This is a genomic window from Micromonospora sp. NPDC050200, assembly GCF_040656135.1.
Lineage (GTDB): Bacteria > Actinomycetota > Actinomycetes > Mycobacteriales > Micromonosporaceae > Micromonospora.
Genome location: NZ_JBFALG010000002.1, coordinates 144531 through 159788 on the forward strand (window position 1 = coordinate 144531; position 15258 = coordinate 159788).

Consider the following 15258-nt stretch of genomic DNA (forward strand, 5'->3'; position numbering starts at 1 on the left):
ATGGGGCACGAGTCACCGGCCGGCGACCTGAGGCTGGCCAACCTCACCAAGCGGTTCGGCATCTTCACCGCGGTGGACGATCTCAGCCTGACCATCCCGCAGGGCTCGTTCTTCGCCCTGCTCGGCGCGTCCGGCTGCGGCAAGACCACCACCCTGCGGATGATCGCCGGCCTGGAGGAACCGACCAGCGGGCAGGTGCTGCTCGGCGACCGGGACATCGCCCGGCTGCGGCCGTACAAGCGGCCGGTGAACACCGTGTTCCAGAGCTACGCGCTCTTCCCGCACCTCGACATCGCGGAGAACGTGGCCTTCGGGCTGCGCCGGCGCGGCATCCGCACGGTGGACGACCAGGTCCAGCGGATGCTGTCGCTGGTGCAGCTCGACGGCTACGACCGCCGCCGTCCCGCCCAGCTCTCCGGCGGGCAGCAGCAGCGGGTCGCCCTGGCCCGCGCACTGATCAACCACCCCCAGGTGCTGCTGCTCGACGAGCCGCTGGGCGCGCTCGACCTGAAGCTGCGCCGGCAGATGCAGATCGAGCTGAAGCGGATCCAGACCGAGGTCGGGATCACCTTCGTGCACGTCACCCACGACCAGGAGGAGGCCATGACCATGGCCGACACGGTCGCGGTGATGAACGCCGGGAAGATCGAGCAGCTGGGCGCCCCGGCCGACATCTACGAGTTCCCGGCCACCGCGTTCGTGGCGAACTTCCTCGGCCAGTCCAACCTGCTCGCCGCCGAGGCCGCGGGCACCGCCGGCGCCGAGGTGCCGGTCACCGCCCACGGCGCCCGCTTCTCGGTGCCCGCCGACCGCGCCCGCGCCGACCAGGGCGCGGTCTACCTGGGGGTACGCCCGGAGAAGCTGCACCTGGTCGGCGGAGCCGACCAGGTTCCCGGTGGCCACCAGCACGTCGAGGGTGTGGTCACCGACGCCTCCTACGTGGGGGTCAGCACCCAGTACCTGGTCCGGACCGGCTGGGGCAGCGAGATCTCCGCGTTCGCGGCGAACAGTGGCGCCGGCGGTCAGTTGCCGGTCGGCAGCCGGGTGGCGGCGCACTGGGACCCCCGGCACGCCTTCCTGCTGCCCCGGGAGCCGGGCCAGGAGGACAGCACCACCCCGCTGCTCGACGAGCCGGTCGGGGCGACTTCATGAGCGCTCTGGCTCACGTCTCCACCCCGTCGGGGCAGGCGGCCGGCCCGCCGCCCCGGCGGGGGCGACACCGGCTGCTGCCGTACCTGCTGCTGCTGCCGGGCGGGGCCTGGCTGCTGGTCTTCTTCGGCCTGCCGCTGCTGCAACTCGCCGCGGCCAGCCTCTACGACCCCAGCGGATCGCTCTCCACCGGGTACGCGCTGACCTGGGCGTTCGGCAACTACCCGGACGCGGTGCAGGCGTACTGGCCGCATTTCGTCCGCTCGTTCCTCTACGCCGGGATCGCGCTGGTGCTGGCCCTGCTGATGGGCTACCCGCTGGCGTACGCGATCGCGCAGAAGGCCGGCCGGTGGAAGAACCTGCTGCTGGTCTGTGTGGTCGCCCCGATGTTCACCAGCTTCCTGGTGCGCACCCTGGCCTGGAAGACCATCCTGTCCGACAACGGCGCTCTGGTCGGGCTGCTGCGCGACGTGCACCTGCTCGGCCCCGACGGCCGGCTGCTCGCCACCCCGGTGGCGGTGATCCTCGGCCTGACGTACAACTTCCTGCCGTTCCTGGTGCTGCCGCTGTACGCGAGCCTGGAGCGGCTGGACCACCGGCTGCTGGAGGCGGCGAGCGACCTGTACGCCAGCGGAGTGCAGGCGTTCCGCCGGGTCACCCTGCCGCTGTCGATGCCCGGCCTGATCGCCGGCACGCTGCTCTTCTTCATCCCGGCCACCGGCGACTACATCAACGCGGAACTGCTCGGCACCCCGAACGAGTACATGATCGGCAACGTCATCGACTCGGCGTTCCTGGTCCGGCTGGACTACCCGCAGGGCGCGGCGCTGTCGTTCCTGCTGATGGCGGCGATCCTCGTGGTGGTCTTCGTCTACCTGCGCCGGGCCGGCACGGAGGAGGTGCTGTGAGACTGTCCCGTTGGTTGGCCGACCGCTGGGTGATGGGCGTCGCCCTGCTGGTGCTCGGCTACCTCTCCCTGCCGATCCTGGTGGTGGCCGGGCTCTCCTTCAACCGCCCGTCCAGCCGGCTGTCGTACGACTTCCACGAGTTCACCCTGGACAACTGGCGGCAGCCCTGCGCCACCTCGGAGATGTGCGACGCGGTGGTCCGTAGCGTGCAGATCGGCTTCATCGCCACCGTCGTCGCCACCGTCGTCGGCACCCTGATGGCCTTCGCCCTGGTCCGGCACCGGTTCCGCGGCCGTACCGGGATCAACCTGCTGATCTTCCTGCCGATGGCCACGCCGGAGCTGGTGATGGGCACCTCGCTGCTCGCCCTCTTCGTCGCCGCCGGCGTGCCGCAGGGCTTCTGGACCATCGTCATCGCGCACGTCATGTTCTGCGTGTCGTTCGTGGTGGTGACGGTGAAGGCGCGGCTGGCCGGAATGGACCAGCGGCTGGAGGAGGCCGCGATGGACCTCTACGCCAGCGAGTGGCAGACCTTCCGGCGGATCACCCTGCCGCTGGTGCTGCCCGGCATCGTGGCCGCCGCGCTGCTCGCCTTCTCGCTCAGCTTCGACGACTTCATCATCACGAACTTCAACGCCGGCACCACCGTCACCTTCCCGATGTACGTCTGGGGCGCCGCCCAGCGGGGCATCCCGCCGCAGGTCAACGTGATCGGCACGGCGATGTTCGTGATCGCGCTGCTGCTGGTCGGGGCCGGCTCGCTGCGCGGACGGCGGGCCCGGCGCGCCGACCTCGCGGTCGCCCCGGCGGCCGGCCGGCGGGCGAAGAGCCCGTCATGACCCTCCCGCATACCGGCCGGGCGCTCGCCGAGGCGGCGCCCGTGCCCTACTGGCTCGACCGCCCGGACCGGCCCGACCCGCTGCCGCCGCGGCACGGTACGCACACCGCCGACCTGCTGGTCGTCGGCGGCGGCTACAGCGGCCTGTGGGCGGCGCTGCTCGCCAAGCGGGACGATCCCGCGCGGGACGTGCTGCTGGTCGAGGCGGGCACCTGCGGCTGGGCGGCGTCCGGGCGCAACGGCGGGTTCTGCGCCGCCTCGCTGACCCACGGGCTGGCCAACGGCGTGGACCGCTTCCCCGGCGAGATCGACGAGCTGGAGTGGCTGGGCCGGCAGAACCTGGACGCCATCGCCGCGACCGTCGAGGCGTACGGGATCGACTGCGACTTCGAACGCACCGGCGAGCTGGCGGTGGCGGTCGAGCCGTACCAGCTCGCCGGGCTCGCCGAAGACGCCGAGCTGGCCCGCCGGTACGGCCACGACGTGCGGCTGCTCGACGCCGACGAGGCCCGTGCCGAGGTGGACTCGCCGACGTACCTCGGTGGGCTGTGGGATCGGGACCGGGTGGCCATGCTGGACCCGGCGAAGCTGGCCTGGGGCCTGCGCCGGGCCTGCCTCGACGAGGGGGTGCGGATCCACGAGCACACCCGGGTGACCGGCCTGCGCCGCGACGGCGCCGGGCTGCGGGCGGCGACGGCCGGCGGGCCGGACGCGGCGCCGGGGACGGTGCGGGCCCGGCAGGTGGTGCTCGCCACCAACGCCTTCCCGCCGCTGCTGCGCCGGCTGCGCGCCTGGCTCGTGCCGGTCTACGACTACGCCCTGATGACCGAGCCGCTGACCCCGGCGCAGCGGGACGCGATCGGCTGGCGCAACCGGCAGGGGCTGGCCGACACCGGCAACCTGTTCCACTACTACCGGATCACCGGCGACGGGCGGATCCTCTTCGGCGGCTACGACGCGGTCTACCACTACGGCAACCGGGTCGCCCCGGAGCTGGAGCAGCGGCCGGCCACCTTCACCGCCCTCGCCGAGCACTTCTTCACCACGTTCCCGCAGCTGGAGGAGCTGAGCTTCAGCCACCGCTGGGGCGGGGTGATCGACACCTGCACCCGGTTCTGCCCGTTCTTCGGCACCGCGTACGGCGGTCGGCTGGCGTACGCGGCCGGCTTCACCGGGCTCGGTGTCGGCGCCACCCGGTTCGGCGCCCGGGTGATGCTCGACCTGCTGGGCGGCGAGGAGACCCCGCTGACCCGGCTCGACCTGGTCCGCAGCACGCCGCTGCCGTTCCCGCCGGAGCCCGTCCGGGCCGCCGGCATCAACCTCACCCGCTGGTCGCTGGCCCGCGCCGACGCGCATGAGGGCCGGCGCAACCGCTGGCTCCGTACTCTCGATCGTCTTGGTTTGGGGTTTGATTCCTGATGCGCATCCTGCTCGTCGGCGCCGGTGGCGTCGGCTCCGCCGCGGTCGCCATCGCCGCCCGGCGTTCCTTCTTCGAGACCATGGTCGTCGCCGACCACGACCCCGGCCGCGCCGAGCGCGCGGTGGCCGGGCACGGTGACCGGTTCGTCGCGGCAGAGGTCGACGCCTCCGCCGCCGACGCGGTCGCCGCGCTGTGCCGGGAGCACCGGATCACCCACGTGCTCAACGCGGTCGACCCGCGCTTCGTCATGCCGATCTTCGACGGCGCCTTCGCCGCCGGGGCCGACTACCTCGACATGGCCATGTCGCTGTCCCACCCGCACCCGTCGCGGCCCTACGCCGAGACCGGGGTGAAGCTCGGTGACGACCAGTTCGCCGCAGCCGACCGGTGGGAGGCGGCCGGCCGGCTGGCCCTCTGCGGCATCGGCATCGAGCCGGGCCTGTCCGACGTCTTCGCCCGCTACGCCGCCGACGAGCTGTTCGACGAGATCGACGAGATCGGCGTACGCGACGGCGCGAACCTCACCGTCGAGGGCTACGACTTCGCGCCGTCGTTCTCCATCTGGACCACCATCGAGGAGTGCCTCAACCCGCCGGTGATCTGGGAGGCCGACCGGGGCTGGTACACCACCGAACCGTTCAGCGAGCCGGAGGTCTTCGACTTCCCCGAGGGGATCGGCCCGGTCGAGTGCGTGAACGTCGAGCACGAGGAGGTGCTGCTCATCCCGCGCTGGGTCAGGGCGAAGCGGGTCACCTTCAAGTACGGCCTCGGCGACGAGTTCATCGAGGTGCTCAAGGTCCTGCACAAGCTCGGCCTGGACGCCGTCTCCCCCGTCCGGGTCGGCGGTGTCTCCGTCTCCCCACGCGACGTCGTCGCCGCCAGCCTGCCCGACCCGGCCACGCTGGGCGACCTGATGCGCGGCAAGACCTGCGCCGGCACCTGGGTCACCGGCACCGGCAAGGACGGGCGGCCGCGTGAGGTCTACCTCTACCACGTGGTCGACAACGAGTGGTCCATGCGCGAGTACGGCCACCAGGCCGTCGTCTGGCAGACCGCGGTCAACCCGGTGGTGGCCCTGGAACTGCTCGCCACCGGCGCCTGGTCCGGGACCGGGGTGATCGGCCCGGAGGCACTGCCGCCCCGCCCCTTCCTCGACCTGCTCACCGGGTACGGCTCGCCGTGGGGTGTCCAGGAGCGATGAACCGCTACGGCCCGATGTACGGCCCCGACGTCACCTTCCTCGGGGTGGACCGCTGCTCGCTGGCGGAGCCCTCGTCGTTCGCCGACGCCGACGTCGTCATCGTCGGGGCGCCCTTCGACGGTGGCACCTCGCACCGGCCGGGCACGCGGTTCGGCCCGTCCGCCATCCGGCAGGCCTGCTATCTGCCGCACGACGGCTCCCGCCCGTCCCTGGCGTTGCGCGTCGACGGGCTGCGCGACCTGCGCGTCTACGACGCCGGCGACGTGGAGATGTTCTCCGGCGACATCGAGCGGTCGCTGGCGTCCCTGGAAGCCGCCGTGTACGCCGTCGCCTCCGCCGGCGCGATCCCGATCGTGCTCGGCGGGGACCACTCCATCGCCCTGCCCGACGCCACCGGGGTGGCCCGGCAGCACGGGCCCGGCCGGGTGTCGCTGGTGCACTTCGACGCGCACGCCGACACCGGGCACATCGAGTTCGGCTCGCTGCACGGGCACGGCCAGCCGATGCGCCGGCTCATCGAGTCCGGCGCGGTACGCGGCGACCGCTTCCTCCAGATCGGCCTGCGCGGCTACTGGCCGGACCCACCCACCCTGGCGTGGATGGCCGCGCAGCGGATGCGCTCCTACGAGATGACCGAACTGGTTTCTCGTGGGCTCGACACCTGCCTCACCGAAGCCTTCGCCATCGCGACCGACGAGTGCGAGGCGGTGTTCCTCTCCGTCGACGTGGACGTGGTCGACCCCGGCATGGCACCCGGCACCGGCACCCCGGAGCCGGGCGGGCTGACCTCGCGGCAACTGCTCGACGCGGTCCGCCGGGTCTGCTACGAGCTGCCCGTGGTCGGGGTGGACGTGGTCGAGGTCGCCCCGCCGTACGACCACGCCGACATCACCGCGTACCTCGGCAACCGGGTGGTCCTGGAGGCGCTGTCGGCCATCGCCCGGCGTCGCCGCGACGCCGCCGGCGGCCCACCCTGGGACCCGACCCAGCCCCTCCTCGACGCCCGCTGACCCCCCCCCCGCGATCTTGCGCTTTTTGCCCCGACATTTTGTGCAAAAAGTGCATTCTCTGGGCCGCAAGTGCAAGATCGCGGAATGGTGGCGGTGTGGGGAGCGAGGTTGGGGAGGGGGGAGGGGATCGGGGGAGGGGGTGGGGGGTAGCAGAGGGGGTGGGGGGTGCGGGGGTTTTCCACAGGGGGGTGGGTTGTCCACAGGGGCTATCGCGTGGGGAGTGGGTTGGGAAGCGGTTCGGGATCCTGCTGTCATGCCTACTCAGCTTTGGCGCGCCGATGCTCTGATGCGCACTCTCACCGTGAAGCGGATCCGGATGCAGGTCAGCAGAGAGGAGCTGCTCCGGGTGCGGAGAGGTGTCTATGCGGATCAACCCTGCGGGGCCGAGGACGAACTGCGGGCACTGATGTTGTGCCTACCCCAGGAGGCCATGCTGACCAGGCAGAGCGCGGCCCGTCGGCACGGGTTCGGGGTGCTGCGTGAGGGCCAGGTCCACGTCCAGTTGCCGGCCGCAGTGCCCAGGCCCCGGCTTCCCGGGCTGGTCGTGCACCACTCCGTCCTCCCCGTGCGGCCGGTTCTCGTTGGCGGCGTTCCGTGCGTCCCGGCGGCCCGGTGCGCCGTTGATCTGGCGCGCACCCTCCGCCGAATGGATGCCCTGCCGGTGCTCGACGCCGCCATCCGGTCGGGCGCGGTCACGCAGGGCGAGTTGGTGGCGGAGCTGTCGGCCCATCGCGCTCTCCGCGGTGTCCGGCAGGCTCGTGAACTCGTGCCGTTGGCGGACGGTCGGGCGGAGTGTCGCCAGGAGAGTCAGCTGCGACTGGTCTTGGTCGACGGGCGACTGCCGCCTCCCGAGCCGCAACTGTGGGTGCACGATCGCGACGGCATCCGTCGCTACCGCCTTGACCTGGGTTACCGGGAGCGCAGGATCGGCATCGAATACGACGGGCTGTCGCATCTGGACCGGGAGCGACTCCGGCATGACCGGGATCGGATGAACTGGCTCCACGCGAACGGGTGGCGGATGCGCTACTTCACCGACCGTGACCTCTATCGTCGCCCAGCCCACATAGTCGCCACCATCCGCGCCGCTCTTGCCTGACCCCTTCAAGCGATCTTGCACTTACCGCCCGGGCTATTCGGGTCAAGCTGGACACTTGCCGGGCCGAAAGTGCAAGATCGCCGAGGTTGGCGACGGGTTTCCCGGGGCATTGACACGCGTCGCACCGACCGTGATCATGTTGGGACGCTGCGGCCGTACGGGGGTCCGCGGCTCGATTCTCCGGAGGGCCTTCATGGGTCGTGCCATGTCCGCATTCGCCCTGGGTGTCACCGCTCTCGCCGCCGCCGTGCTGGTGGACACCGCGCCCGCGTACGCGGCCACCGAGCAGCTGCGGTTGGACTTCGACGCCACGCCGACCGGGCAGGTCGAGCCTGGCCCGTGGACGTCCGGCTGCTTTGCCGACGTCGCCACCCCCGGCGACTCCGGCTGCATCGCGGTGAGCGCGCCGGGCAGCATCTCCCGGGCGACCCGTCCCAGCGGCGCCGGCAGCAGCCCGGCGATCGCCTTCCCCGCCTCGGGCAGCGCGGTGGTCCAGGTGCCCGACGCGCCGAACCTCAGCCCGGGTACCCAGGACTTCACCATCAGCACGCTGGTCAAGGTCACCTCCGGTCAGGTGACCGGCGGGGCGAACCTGATGCAGAAGGGCGTCTTCGCCGACACGAACCAGTGGAAGCTCCAGCTCGACAACGGCAAGCCGGGCTGCCGCATCGAGGGCATCGACTCCCAGGGGGGTAACCCGTTCGTGCTGCTCACCGCCGACACCTCGATCGCCGATCAGGGCTGGAAGTTCGTCCAGTGCAAGCGGCGCGGCGACGTGCTGAGCCTGGTCGTCGGCACCGAGACGGTGAAGACCTCGACCGGCGCCACGATGGACATCACCAGCACCGCGACGGTGAACATCGGTGCCAAGGGTCCTGGGCTGACCAACAACGACCAGTTCCGCGGCGAGCTGGACAACGTAATCTTCAGCATCGGCTGACGAAGCATCCTTCCGGTGGGCGGGCGCCCGGTGCCCGCCCACCGGTCTGCGCGGTGACGGCGTGGATGGAGCTGACAGTTCCGCGAACGATGTCCGCGCTTGTTTAGCTCAAGCTGTAGCTGGGGCGTGGCGGAGCAGGCCAACCGACGCTGGGCCGTCCGGGTGACCGGCGAGGTGCGGCAGTGGCTGCGAAACCTGCGGCGTGCCGATCCCGACGCGTACCGGTGTGTCAGCGTCGCCATCGACATGTTGGCGGAGACGGGCCGGGGCTGGGTCGCCCACTCGTGGACACTCTCCGCGGCTCCAACGTCAACAACCTCAAGGAACTGAGGCCCCGGTCCGGACGTGACGTGGCCGTCCGGGTGCTCTTCGTCTTCGACCCGTGGTCGCAGGCGGTGCTGCTGGTGGCGGGTAACAAGGCGCACAACTGGACCCGGTGGTACGAGGAAAACATCCCTCTGCCGGAAATCGTCTACAAGGCATGGCTTGACACGAGAGGCAGCAAAGGGGTGAGAAATGACCGAGTTCCATGACTGGGAGGATGTCCGGAACGAGCTTCGCGACGACGAAGCCGAGTACGAAAGGGAGCGCGCCCGCACCGAAGCGTGGGTGAGCGCGTACCACCTCGCGGAGGAGCGCAAGCGACTGGGGCTCACCCAGCGTCAGGTGGCCGAGTTGATGGGCGTCACGCCGGGCCGGGTCAGCCAGATCGAGAACGGCGACCTCGACGTCAACGAGGTGGCCACGTTGAGCCGTTATGCCAACGCCCTCGGGGCGCGGCTGCGCATCATCTTCGACTACGGCAACGACCTGCGCCAGATCGCCTGACGGGGCCTCCCGGTGCCGGGAGGCCCGTCCAGTCGGCCAGGGGCAGCCATCGGCGACCTCCTCGCGCATCGTGACGCAGCTCATCGGTGATCGCCAATACCGGTTGCCGGCGTCGATCGACGCCCCTCATCCTGGTGCCTCGGTCGTCGCCAACGGGCGCGGCGTCGTGAATGGAGAAGGGGCGGTCGTGATGGTCGGGACGAGGGAACGGATGATGGTACAGCTCCAGCTGGTCAGCGGCGATCGCCACCTGGTCGCCTGGGTGCGTGACGACCGCCGGGTACGCGTCGGCGCCGAGGTGTCGCTGCGCGATCACGCCGAGCCGCACCGCTTCTGGCGGGTGGTCGCCAGGGGCGAGCCGCGCCCGGCGGGCGAGATCAACCGTGGCTGGCACAACGACATCTGACTTCGGCGCGACGAGGTGGAGATGTGTACCGACGAACTGGCCGCCGTGCCCTGGCGGGCCCTCGGTCCGGCCGTCGGGCGGCTCGCGCAGCTCGTCACGCCGGTGATGGCGGGGTCCGACGCAACGTCGAACTGCTCCGCTGAGCGAACACCATGGGTGCCACGGGGAGGGTGTGACACCCATGGTGTTCCACCGAGGCGCGGGCTCGGAAACGTGCGGGCGGCGGGTCAGGCGATGCGGCGGAGGCGGCGTACGGCGAAGTAGAGCAGGAGCGCGGCGAGGGCGACGAAGATGCCGGTCTCGATGTACTGGAACAGCCAGAACCGGTTGGCCGGCTGGTAGAGCTGCCAGTTGTAGGCGCCGGGTCCGAGGCCGAGGTCGGCGCCGCAGACACCGCCTCCCGGCCCGGGAGCACCCGGGGGACACACGACCTGAGCATCCGCTGCCACCATCCTCCCGTCGGCGTTGCGGACACCGCTGGAGAGGATCCAGTCGCCACGGGTCATCCGCATCGGTCCGGCCCCGTCCACCGGGAAGGTGAGGGTGCGGGCGGGCTGGTAGTGCGGTCTGGCCAGGACTGCGACTGCCGCCCGGACGCCGACGTACCCGACGAGGGTGACGGTCATGGCGGGCAGCATCCGGCGCCAGAGGGTGCCGGCGAAGATGCCGAGCGTCACGGCGAAGAGGGTGTAGCCGATCGGGGCGACGCCCTGCAGGTCGAAGACGATGATGCCGAGCCGGCCCTCGTGTGCGGCCTGGGTCAGCGGACTGACCCACCATGACATGCCCAGCCCGTAGCAGACCGCGACGGCCGCTGTCACCGCGACGACCAGCCCGAACTTCACCAGTGCCCAGTGGGTCCGACCGACTCCCTGGGTCCAGGCGAATCGGTGCGTGCCGTGCTCCACCTCGCGGGCGACCAGCGGCGCGCCCCAGAACAGACCGACGAGCATCGGCAGGATGAGAAGCAGGACGGCCACGAGGTTCATGCTGCCGTACCGGTTCGCGAAGCGGCGGAACGCCGCCTCGCAGCCGTCCACGGTCGCCGGGGCCACGTCGGCACGGGCCACCTGACGGACACATTCCGGCAGCCCGAGATCGGCGAAGGTGTGCCGCATCGACAGGCCGATCGGGATCATCAGGGCGGCGAGTGCCGCGAACCCGAGCAGGGTGATCAGAATTTGTCTGCGGTGTTGCCGCCAGGCCAGCCAGATCATGCCGGCACCTCCCATTCGGTGTGGCTGGCCGGCGTCTCGCCGTCGGCGAGATAGGCCAGGATGAGGTCTTCCAGGGTCACCTCGTGCACCGTCCACTCCGGATCGATCACCTGACCGTCGGTGCGGACCAGCAGGGTGGACTGGCGCGCGGTGTGGCTGGTCCGGACCACGGCTGCGACTCCGGGGATCGGGCCGTCTTCGTGCCGGGGCCCGATCAGCTGCCGGTGCGCGGCGACCAGGTCGTCGACCGGGCCGGCGAGCTGCACCCGGGCGGCGTGCAGCACGACCAGGTAGTCGCTGACCCGTTCGAGGTCGGCCAGCAGGTGCGAGGAGAGCAGCACGGTGGTCTCCGATTCCGCGACGCTGCCCATCAGCGACTGGAGGAACTCGCGGCGGGCCAGCGGATCGAGGCTGGCGACCGGTTCGTCGAGCAGCAGCAGCCGGGGGCGTTTCGCCAGGGCGAGCGCCAGCGCGACCTGGGCGCGCTGGCCGCCGGAGAGCTTGCCGACCGGCAGGTTCGGCGGGATGCCGAGCTGGGCGAGGCGGTTGCGCGCCAGCGCGGCGTCCCAGCGCCGGTTGATCCTGCCGCCGACGTGGACCAGTTCGGCGGCCGTGAAGTCGCGGTACAGCGGCGTGTCCTGGGCGACGAATCCGATCTCCGGCAGGACCCTCGGGTTGTCGTACGGCGACTCGCCGAAGACCTGGACCGTACCGGCGTCGGGCCGCAGCAGACCCACCGCCAGGTGCAGCAGGGTGCTCTTGCCCGCACCGTTGGGCCCGACGAGGGCGGCGATGCGCCCGGCGGGCAGGCGCAGCGAACAGTCCCGTAACGCCCAGGTTCTCCCGTACCGTTTGCCGAGTTGCTCGGCCTCCAGCGCGATCTCCATCCGATGTCCTCTCATCCTGCTGAGGCGGGCTCGGCGCGCGGCGTCCCAGCGATGAGCGCGGCCCGCATGGTGGTCTCGACGAGGGCGGTCACGTCCTCTGGTGTCAGCCCGGCGGCCCGGGCCCGGTGCAGCCAGGCCACCAGTTCTTCGCGCAGTTCGGCCTGGTGGGACAGTGACGAGCTGGCGAGGGTGCGCCGTACGAAGGTGCCCACCCCGGGGCGCCCCTCCACCAGGCCCTCGATCTCCAGCTCGCGGTACGCCTTCAGCACGGTGTTCGGGTTGATGGCCAGCGACTGCGCGACGTCGCGGACCTTCGGCAGTTGGTCGCCGGGCGTCAGCAGCCCCACCCGCAGAGCTTGTTTGACCTGCTGGATCAGCTGCACGTAGGTGTTCACCTTGGACCGACCGTCCAGCACGAACTCGATCACCCAGTCACCCTTCCATTGTCCTACGACAGTAGGACTATAGGACAGGCTGACGCCGAATGGGACCCGAGGCACGAAAATGGGAACGGCCCGGGTGCGGTGGCACCCGTGCCGTTCCCCGAGAGTGAGACCGGCCCGGCGGTCAGCCGAAGGCGGCGTCCAGGATGTCCAGACCCCGGGCCAGCTCCTCGTCGGAGATGACCAGCGGCGGCAGGAAGCGCAGCACGTTGCCGTACGTGCCGCAGGTCAAAGTGAGCAGGCCGGCGGCGTGACAGGCCGCCGAGACCGCCGACGTGGCGGCCGGGTCCGGGACGAGGGTGCCCGGCTGCACCAGCTCCACCGCGAGCATCGCGCCCCGGCCTCGTACCTCGGCGATGCGCGGGTCACGCTCGGCGATGGTGCGCAGCCGCGCCGTCATCGCCGTGCCGATCCGCTGCGCCGCGCTGGTCAGATCCAGCTCCCGCATGGTCTCGATGCTGGCCAGCGCCGCCGCGCAGGCGATCGGGTTGCCGCCGTACGTGCCGCCGAGGCCGCCCACGTGCACCGCGTCCATCAGCTCCGCCCGGCCGGTCACCGCCGCCAGCGGCAGCCCACCGGCGATGCCCTTGGCCAGGGTGATCAGGTCCGGCACGACCTCCTCGTGCTCGCAGGCGAACCAGTGCCCCGTCCGGCAGAACCCGGTCTGGATCTCGTCGGCGACGAAGACCACCCCGGCCGCCGTCGCCCACTCGCGCAGCGCCGGCAGGAACCCCGCCGCGGGTACGACGAAACCGCCCTCGCCCTGGATCGGCTCGATCAGCAGCGCGGCCACGTTCTCCGCGCCGACCTGCTTCTCCACCATCTCGATCGCCCGCGCCGCCGCCTCGGCCACGGAGAGGCCCCCGTCGCGCAGCGGGTACGACATCGGCACCCGGTAGATCTCCCCGGCGAACGGCCCGAACCGGTGCTTGTACGGCATGTTCTTCGCGGTCAGCGCCATGGTCAGGTTGGTCCGGCCGTGGTACGCGTGGTCGAAGACCACCACCGCCGGCCGCCCGGTCGCGTGCCGGGCGATCTTCACGGCGTTCTCCACCGCCTCGGCGCCGGAGTTGAACAGCGCCGAGCGCTTCTCGTGCTCGCCCGGGGTGATCGCGTTGAGCTGCTCGCAGACCGCCACGTACGACTCGTACGGGGCGACCATGAAGCAGGTGTGGGTGAAGCGTTCGACCTGCGCCTTCACCGCCTCGACCACCCTCGGGGCGGAGTTGCCCACGTTGGCGACCGCGATGCCGGCGGCGAAGTCGATCCACTGCCGGCCCTCGACGTCGGTGATGGTGCCGCCGCCAGCGCGGTCCACGTAGGACGAGATGGTGCTGCCGACGCCCCGGGCCACGGCCGCGCCGCGTCGCTTGTGCAGCTCTTCCGACGATGCCAATGCTGCGCCTTCTCTCGTTCGCGACTGCGGGGCTCGCAAACCCGGCTCACTCCTCGCGCTCACCGTCAGCCCTCGATGTTGTGCATGACGTGCTTGATCCGGGTGTAGTCCTCCAGGCTGTAGACCGACAGGTCCTTGCCGTGCCCGGAGTGCTTGAAGCCGCCGTGCGGCATCTCGGAGACGAACGGGATGTGGGTGTTCACCCAGACGCAGCCGAAGTCGAGCCGGCGGGTCATCCGCATCGCCCGGCCGTGGTCCCTGGTCCAGACCGAGGCGGACAGGCCGTAGTCGACGCCGTTGGCCCAGCGCACCGCCTCGTCCTCGTCGGAGAAGCGCTGCACGGTGATGACCGGGCCGAACACCTCGTCCTGGATGATCTCGTCGGCCTGCCGTACGCCGGAGACGACGGTCGGGGCGTAGAAGTAGCCGCGCTCGCCGAGCGGTGAGCCGCCGGCCTCGACGGTGGCGTGGTCGGGCAGCCGGTCGACGAAGCCGCGCACCCGGGCGAGCTGGTTGGCGTTGTTCAGCGGGCCGTAGAGCACGTCGGCGTCGTCCGGGGCGCCGGTCTTCGTGTTGCGGGCCTGCTCGGTCAGCGCGGCGACGAAGTCGTCGTACACGCCGGGGCCGGCGAGCACCCGGGTGGCGGCGGTGCAGTCCTGGCCGGCGTTGAAGTAGCCGCCGACCGCGATCGCCTCGGCCGCCGCCGCGACGTCCGCGTCGTCGAAGAGCACCACCGGGGCCTTGCCACCCAGCTCCAGGTGGGTCCGCTTGAGGTCCGGCGCGGCGGCGGAGGCGACCTCCATGCCCGCGCGGGTCGAGCCGGTGATCGACACCAGCTGCGGGGTGGGATGCGAGACGAGGGTACGACCGGTGTCCCGGTCGCCGCAGACCACGTTGAACACGCCCGGCGGGAAGAACTCCGCGGCGATCTCGGCCAGCAGCAGCGTCGACACCGGCGTGGTGTCGGACGGCTTCAGCACCACCGTGTTGCCCGCCGCCAGGGCCGGGGCGATCTTCCAGACCGCCATCATCAGCGGGTAGTTCCAGGGCGTCACCTGCGCGCAGACGCCGATCGGCTCGCGCCGCACGTACGAGGTGTGCCCGGCCATGTACTCGCCGGCGGAGCGGCCTTCGAGCAGGCGGGCGGCGCCGGCGAAGAAGCGGAACTGGTCCACCGCCGGCGGCAGCTCCTCGTCGGCGGTGAGCTGGCGCGGCTTGCCGGTGTTGCGCACCTCGGCGTCGACCAGCTCGGCGGCGCGGGCCTCGACGGCGTCGGCGAGCTTGAGCATCGCCTTCTGCCGTTCGCCGGGGGTGGTGTCCCGCCAGCTCTCGAAGGCGGTGGCGGCGGCCTTCATCGCCGCGTCCACGTCCGCCGCGCCGGAGACGGGGGTCTGGGCGAAGACCTCACCGGTGCACGGGTCGATCAGGTCGGCGTACCCGCCGTCCACCGGATCGACGTACTGGCCGTTGACGAAGTTGCGCAGCTGCTGCTGGTCGCTCATGAGGATGTCTCTCC

15 protein-coding genes and 1 pseudogene are annotated in these 15258 nt (G+C 71.2%); 11 read left to right on the forward strand and 5 right to left on the reverse strand.

All coding sequences use genetic code 11. The features are described 5' to 3' along the window. From AB0I41_RS02160 to AB0I41_RS02210, 11 genes and pseudogenes are all read left to right on the forward strand, one after another. The gene (locus AB0I41_RS02160; RefSeq protein ID WP_357101207.1) at positions 1–1152 is read left to right on the forward strand and encodes an ABC transporter ATP-binding protein; all 1152 of its coding nucleotides are present in this window, start codon (positions 1–3) and stop codon (positions 1150–1152) included. Continuing rightward, a complete protein-coding gene (locus AB0I41_RS02165; RefSeq protein WP_357100866.1) occupies positions 1149–2057 on the forward strand; it encodes an ABC transporter permease in 909 nt (302 codons plus the stop codon). Before AB0I41_RS02160 ends, AB0I41_RS02165 begins: the two co-directional genes overlap by 4 nt. Next, the gene (locus AB0I41_RS02170; protein ID WP_357100868.1) at positions 2054–2896 is read left to right on the forward strand and encodes an ABC transporter permease; all 843 of its coding nucleotides are present in this window, start codon (positions 2054–2056) and stop codon (positions 2894–2896) included. Before AB0I41_RS02165 ends, AB0I41_RS02170 begins: the two co-directional genes overlap by 4 nt. Next, the gene (locus AB0I41_RS02175; protein ID WP_357100870.1) at positions 2893–4314 is read left to right on the forward strand and encodes an FAD-dependent oxidoreductase; all 1422 of its coding nucleotides are present in this window, start codon (positions 2893–2895) and stop codon (positions 4312–4314) included. The genes AB0I41_RS02170 and AB0I41_RS02175 overlap by 4 nt, the downstream gene beginning before the upstream one ends. Further along, entirely contained in the window at positions 4314–5516 is a 1203-nt protein-coding gene (locus tag AB0I41_RS02180; protein WP_357100872.1) for a saccharopine dehydrogenase C-terminal domain-containing protein, read from the forward strand. The genes AB0I41_RS02175 and AB0I41_RS02180 overlap by 1 nt, the downstream gene beginning before the upstream one ends. Then, positions 5513–6526 (forward strand): agmatinase, encoded by a 1014-nt coding sequence (gene speB, locus AB0I41_RS02185; RefSeq protein ID WP_357100874.1) that lies wholly within the window; start codon positions 5513–5515, stop codon positions 6524–6526. The genes AB0I41_RS02180 and speB overlap by 4 nt, the downstream gene beginning before the upstream one ends. 646 nt (positions 6527–7172) lie before the next feature. After that, positions 7173–7625: a DUF559 domain-containing protein gene (locus tag AB0I41_RS02190; protein WP_357100876.1), complete on the forward strand. Its 453-nt coding sequence runs from the start codon at positions 7173–7175 to the stop codon at positions 7623–7625. A gap of 205 nt (positions 7626–7830) precedes the next feature. Then, positions 7831–8565, forward strand: a complete 735-nt coding sequence (locus tag AB0I41_RS02195; RefSeq protein WP_357100878.1) for a LamG-like jellyroll fold domain-containing protein — start codon at positions 7831–7833, stop codon at positions 8563–8565. A gap of 186 nt (positions 8566–8751) precedes the next feature. Then, positions 8752–9098, forward strand: a pseudogene (locus AB0I41_RS02200) (type II toxin-antitoxin system RelE/ParE family toxin). Further along, complete coding sequence (locus tag AB0I41_RS02205) at positions 9082–9393, forward strand: helix-turn-helix transcriptional regulator (RefSeq protein ID WP_357100880.1); 312 nt, start codon at positions 9082–9084, stop codon at positions 9391–9393. The pseudogene AB0I41_RS02200 and the gene AB0I41_RS02205 overlap by 17 nt, the downstream one beginning before the upstream one ends. 211 nt (positions 9394–9604) lie before the next feature. Continuing rightward, on the forward strand, positions 9605–9799 hold the full coding sequence (locus AB0I41_RS02210; protein ID WP_357100882.1) for a hypothetical protein: 195 nt from the start codon (positions 9605–9607) through the stop codon (positions 9797–9799). Between the two features lie 227 nt (positions 9800–10026). Here the strand turns inward: AB0I41_RS02210 and AB0I41_RS02215 are convergent, their stop codons facing one another. From AB0I41_RS02215 to AB0I41_RS02235, 5 genes are all read right to left on the reverse strand, one after another. Beyond that, complete coding sequence (locus AB0I41_RS02215) at positions 10027–11016, reverse strand: transporter (protein WP_357100884.1); 990 nt, start codon at positions 11014–11016, stop codon at positions 10027–10029. Continuing rightward, on the reverse strand, positions 11013–11903 hold the full coding sequence (locus tag AB0I41_RS02220; protein ID WP_357100886.1) for an ABC transporter ATP-binding protein: 891 nt from the start codon (positions 11901–11903) through the stop codon (positions 11013–11015). Before AB0I41_RS02220 ends, AB0I41_RS02215 begins: the two co-directional genes overlap by 4 nt. Positions 11904–11914: 11 nt before the next feature. Beyond that, entirely contained in the window at positions 11915–12331 is a 417-nt protein-coding gene (locus tag AB0I41_RS02225) for a GntR family transcriptional regulator (RefSeq protein ID WP_357100888.1), read from the reverse strand. Positions 12332–12470: 139 nt separating this feature from the next. Next, on the reverse strand, positions 12471–13742 hold the full coding sequence (gabT, locus tag AB0I41_RS02230) for a 4-aminobutyrate--2-oxoglutarate transaminase (RefSeq protein WP_357100890.1): 1272 nt from the start codon (positions 13740–13742) through the stop codon (positions 12471–12473). 65 nt (positions 13743–13807) lie between these two features. Next, on the reverse strand, positions 13808–15244 hold the full coding sequence (locus AB0I41_RS02235; protein ID WP_357100892.1) for a gamma-aminobutyraldehyde dehydrogenase: 1437 nt from the start codon (positions 15242–15244) through the stop codon (positions 13808–13810). Between the last annotated feature and the right edge of the window lie 14 nt (positions 15245–15258).

What these genes read in the sequence shown, in the direction of transcription:
- AB0I41_RS02160 (WP_357101207.1), top strand. Translation starts at nt 1, where the DNA reads ATGGGGCACGAGTCACCGGCCGGCGACCTGAGGCTGGCCAACCTCACC.
- AB0I41_RS02165 (WP_357100866.1), top strand. Translation starts at nt 1,149, where the DNA reads ATGAGCGCTCTGGCTCACGTCTCCACCCCGTCGGGGCAGGCGGCCGGC.
- AB0I41_RS02175 (WP_357100870.1), top strand. Translation starts at nt 2,893, where the DNA reads ATGACCCTCCCGCATACCGGCCGGGCGCTCGCCGAGGCGGCGCCCGTG.
- AB0I41_RS02180 (WP_357100872.1), top strand. Translation starts at nt 4,314, where the DNA reads ATGCGCATCCTGCTCGTCGGCGCCGGTGGCGTCGGCTCCGCCGCGGTC.
- speB (WP_357100874.1), top strand. Translation starts at nt 5,513, where the DNA reads ATGAACCGCTACGGCCCGATGTACGGCCCCGACGTCACCTTCCTCGGG.
- AB0I41_RS02190 (WP_357100876.1), top strand. Translation starts at nt 7,173, where the DNA reads ATGGATGCCCTGCCGGTGCTCGACGCCGCCATCCGGTCGGGCGCGGTC.
- AB0I41_RS02195 (WP_357100878.1), top strand. Translation starts at nt 7,831, where the DNA reads ATGTCCGCATTCGCCCTGGGTGTCACCGCTCTCGCCGCCGCCGTGCTG.
- AB0I41_RS02205 (WP_357100880.1), top strand. Translation starts at nt 9,082, where the DNA reads ATGACCGAGTTCCATGACTGGGAGGATGTCCGGAACGAGCTTCGCGAC.
- AB0I41_RS02210 (WP_357100882.1), top strand. Translation starts at nt 9,605, where the DNA reads ATGATGGTACAGCTCCAGCTGGTCAGCGGCGATCGCCACCTGGTCGCC.
- AB0I41_RS02215 (WP_357100884.1), bottom strand. Translation starts at nt 11,016, where the DNA reads ATGATCTGGCTGGCCTGGCGGCAACACCGCAGACAAATTCTGATCACC.
- AB0I41_RS02220 (WP_357100886.1), bottom strand. Translation starts at nt 11,903, where the DNA reads ATGGAGATCGCGCTGGAGGCCGAGCAACTCGGCAAACGGTACGGGAGA.
- AB0I41_RS02235 (WP_357100892.1), bottom strand. Translation starts at nt 15,244, where the DNA reads ATGAGCGACCAGCAGCAGCTGCGCAACTTCGTCAACGGCCAGTACGTC.